Here is a 3,619-nt window from a genome sequence, read left to right as displayed (position 1 = left end):
TCAATCGGCAGCCAAGCCACCGGCGTGCTGTTGGCAGACGCAGCGCGGGCGGGTGACGCGCTTTTTGTCTTAGCGGGCTGGAGCTCGGTTTCCGCTTTCTGGAAAGCCGTGTTGTCCACGCGGGCGCGTTCCAGCGCCATATTGGCATCGGCAATCAGGCGGCCAGCGGCAATCAGATCGCCGTCAAAAATAGCCTGACGCGCCAGTCCGATATCTTCCGAGGCGGTACCGCCATCGACAGAAAGCCGTCCAAAATCCTGCGCCGCCGTATCAGCAACCGCAGGGGATGAAGCGGCGGTGGGCGTTGCTGTGCTGGTGGTCTGAGCAAAACCCGGAACCACAGCAGTTGCAGAGGCCAGAAGGGCCGCCAGCAGCAGTCCTGTTTTTTTCATGAGATCTCTCCAGACTCATCATCAAAGGTCGCAGGAGTGTTGAGCCAGATCAACACATCTGCAAAGGCAGGCCCGCACAAGGCTGGGCTGCCGTCCTGTCTGGTCAGCGCCGGAGAGGCATAAAACAAGGGTGGCAGGCCCATAAGAGACCAGCCACCCCCTTGGAACATATCAGATATAATGTTCCGTCAGCGGTAGGAAACCGTTGAACCGGGTGGAGCAATAGGTGGACACATAGGCACCCGTGGCATCCAGTTCCACCTGCTCGCCCGCTTCCAGCCCCAAAGGCAACTCATAGGCTGTCTTTTCATACATGATGTCCGCACCATCACAGGTCGGGCCGGCAATAGCGACCGGGCCGGTGGGTGAGCCATCACGGGGGGTGCGAATGGCGTAGCGAATAGCCTCGCCTTCCGTTTCCGCCAGACCGCCAAAGCGGCCAATGTCCAGATACACCCAGCGCGGCCCGTCTTCCCGCCCACGGCGGCTGACCAGAACCACTTCCGAGCGCACAACCCCGGCCTCACCCACAATAAAGCGGCCCGGCTCGACCAGCATTTCCGGCAGCGCATTGCCGAAATGGGTGGTCATGGCCTGGCTGATGGCCTGCGCGAAGTGGTCAATTTCCGGCACATCGGCCCGGTAGCGCACCGGGAAACCACCGCCCAGATTGACCATCCGCAGGTCCAGCCCGGCGGCGCTGAGGTCTGTAAACAGCGCGGCCACACGGGCAATCGCCACCTCATATGCATCGGACGAAAGCTGCTGGCTGCCAACATGGAAGGACAGACCATACGGGTCCAGCCCCAACTCACGCGCCAGAAGCATCAGCTCACGCGCGGAGTCGAGCGTGGTGCCAAACTTGCGGGAGAGCGGCCATTCCGCGCCGTCATTATCCACCAGCAGGCGGCAATAAACGCGGGAGCCGGGGGCATGCGCCGCCAGCTTTTCCAGCTCTTCCCGGCAGTCAAACACGTACATCCGCACGCCAGCTTCATAGGCTGCACGAATAGCGGAGACTTTTTTGACTGTATTGCCGAAGGAAATTGCATCCGGTGCGGCACCCGCTTCCAGACACAGAGACACTTCCTCCCAGGAGGCTGCGTCAAAGCAGGAGCCAAGCCCCACCAGCCGGTTCAGAATCGGCATGGCCGGGTTGGCCTTGACGGCATAATACACCCGCGCATGCGGCAGAGCGCTTGTGAGGGCGTGATAACGAGCCTCGACCTGATCGACATCGACGACGAGGCAAGGTGTTGCTGGCTTTTGCTCAGCGAAAAAACGGGCAATTTTGGGATTCATCCCACCCATTCCCCCAAAATAAGGCTCCATCGCTTTTGGTAAATACGCGAGGAGGAGTTGCGAAACGGTCTAACGGACCAGCGACCAGAGAAGGGCCCCAACAACGGAAACCCAGATTGCCAGAACGCTTGACGTCGTTGCGTAACCTCAGAGGGCCAGTGGCACGTGCGTTGCTGCGTAGGGGGGTGCATATGAGGCCAGAACGCCACAAGCGCAAGTCAAAAAAAGGCCTGTTTTAAAAAAACGTGGAAAAGGGACCTCAAGGCCTATAAAACCGGCTTCATTCGGTTTCTTCACGTCTGCACAGCGCCTTAAGCATTGCAGAACACCTTTTTCTTCCGTGAAGGGAACCGCCCGTTACAGCAAGCCCGGCCCAGCGCCCGGCATTCCACGGTTCGGCCCCCTCAGGCGCGATGCCACACGCCAAAAAAAGGATGCTTCAAACACGATGCAGGTTCTCTGTGATCCCGCCGCTCCGCATCAGCACGATCTGAACCCTGCAGAGGGACCGAAGGCGGACACCCCAGATCAGGGCCCCAAATTTTCCCGCCCCTCCGCCCTGCGGTGGCAGGACTGGAAAACCATTTTCACGCTGACGTTCAAAAGCCTGATTTCCGGCCCCACCACGCTGGTGGCCGCTGGCTGCGCTTTTTATACCACGCTCTCTCTGTTCCCGGCCATCAGTTCGCTGATTTCCATCTACGGGCTGGCGTTTGATGTGCAGACCGTCACCCCTCAGCTGGAAGTGCTGCGGAATCTGCTGCCGCCGGGGGCGTACGCACTGATTTATGACCGCATTCAGACACTGGTGGCCGAGCCGCACAGCTCTCTGACGGTTAACCTTGTCATCTCGCTGAGTGTGGCGCTCTGGTCCGCCTCGGCGGCCACCAAATCCATTCTGTCCGCGCTGAACATTGCCTACAATACGCAGGAAAACCGAAATTTCTTTGTGTTCCAGCTCACAGCACTCGCCATGACGCTGTCTGCTGTTCTGGGTGCCGCTCTGACACTGGCGCTGATGGTGGCCCTGCCGCTGCTGCTCAATCTGCCCGCATGGCTGCACATCCCCACCCCGCCCGGTTCCATTGAGTTTCTGGCGCAGTGGAGCGGCCCGGTGATTATGTTTACCTTCCAGATTCTGGCCATGTCCGCGCTCTACCGCTTTGGGCCGGACCGTAAAGCGCCGGGCCAGTGGCGCTGGGTGATGCCGGGCGCGCTGTTTGCCACCTTCACATGGATTATCGTGGCCTTCGGCTTCTCCTATTACGTGGCGCATATTGCCAGCTACAACGCCACGTACGGACCTCTGGGTGCGGTGATTGCCATCATGATGTGGTTCTTCGTCAGCGCATGGGTCGTGCTGATGGGGGCGGAACTGAACGCCGAGATGGAAATCTACGCCCGGGGCGAACGCCGTAAACCGCTGACGTTCTAACTTCTCCCCACCGTGCGCCCCTTAGGGGCACACACAAAAAAGGCCGGTTCAGGATCACCTGACCGGCCTTTTTTATAAGCGTTTAAAAGCACCCGATTTTAGTGGCGGGCGGCTCTCACGCGGGGGCGATGCAGAACCCGCACCCCGGTCTGGGGCTGAGCAGCAGCCATCTCCAGCGTATTGGACTCCAGCGATTCGCTACCATCCTGAGGCGCAGACGCAACTTCGATCGGAGCGACTTCAATCTTCACATGGGCCACACCAGCGCCCAGCATGCCGATGCGCGCAGCCGCGGCCTGTGAAAGATCAATAATACGGTTATGGCTATACGGCCCACGGTCATTCACCGTCACCACAACAGAGCGGCCCGTCTCTTCAGACGTCACCAGCAACTTGCTGCCGAGGGGGGCTGTGGGGTGCGCTGCGGTCAGGCTGGCCTTGTTGAACAAAGCGCCTGAAGAGGTGCGGCGGTTATGGAAACGCCCGCCAT

The 3,619-nt window shown here is 59.9% G+C and carries 3 protein-coding genes and 1 pseudogene; 1 reads left to right on the top strand and 3 read right to left on the bottom strand.

Going from position 1 to position 3,619, the window contains the following annotated elements:
* Together AD930_RS00105 and AD930_RS00100 are read right to left on the bottom strand one after the other, a co-directional pair.
* A pseudogene (locus tag AD930_RS00105) lies at window positions 1-392 on the bottom strand (YfdX family protein); the annotation flags it as partial.
* A gap of 171 nt (window positions 393-563) precedes the next feature.
* Window positions 564-1,694 (bottom strand): type III PLP-dependent enzyme, encoded by a 1,131-nt coding sequence (locus AD930_RS00100; protein ID WP_061504672.1) that lies wholly within the window; start codon window positions 1,692-1,694, stop codon window positions 564-566.
* Window positions 1,695-2,142: 448 nt separating this feature from the next.
* Here AD930_RS00100 and AD930_RS00095 point away from each other — a divergent pair, with 448 nt between their 5' ends.
* Window positions 2,143-3,129, top strand: coding sequence for a YihY/virulence factor BrkB family protein (locus AD930_RS00095; protein WP_043549458.1), 987 nt, complete (start codon window positions 2,143-2,145; stop codon window positions 3,127-3,129).
* Window positions 3,130-3,227: 98 nt separating this feature from the next.
* On the opposite strand, the gene AD930_RS00090 is transcribed toward AD930_RS00095, so the two are convergent.
* Window positions 3,228-3,619: septal ring lytic transglycosylase RlpA family protein (locus tag AD930_RS00090; protein WP_156476769.1), on the bottom strand; the 392-nt coding region annotated here is incomplete at its 5' end.

The organism is Acetobacter malorum (genome assembly GCF_001580615.1).
In the GTDB taxonomy this organism is placed as follows: Bacteria; Pseudomonadota; Alphaproteobacteria; order Acetobacterales; family Acetobacteraceae; genus Acetobacter; species Acetobacter malorum.
Note: the sequence above shows the minus strand (reverse complement) of the source record. Positions and strands in the feature narration are given on the sequence as shown.

Coding starts and splice junctions, on each gene's coding strand:
- AD930_RS00100 (WP_061504672.1), bottom strand. CDS start 1,694: ATGAATCCCAAAATTGCCCGTTTTTTCGCTGAGCAAAAGCCAGCAACA.
- AD930_RS00095 (WP_043549458.1), top strand. CDS start 2,143: ATGCAGGTTCTCTGTGATCCCGCCGCTCCGCATCAGCACGATCTGAAC.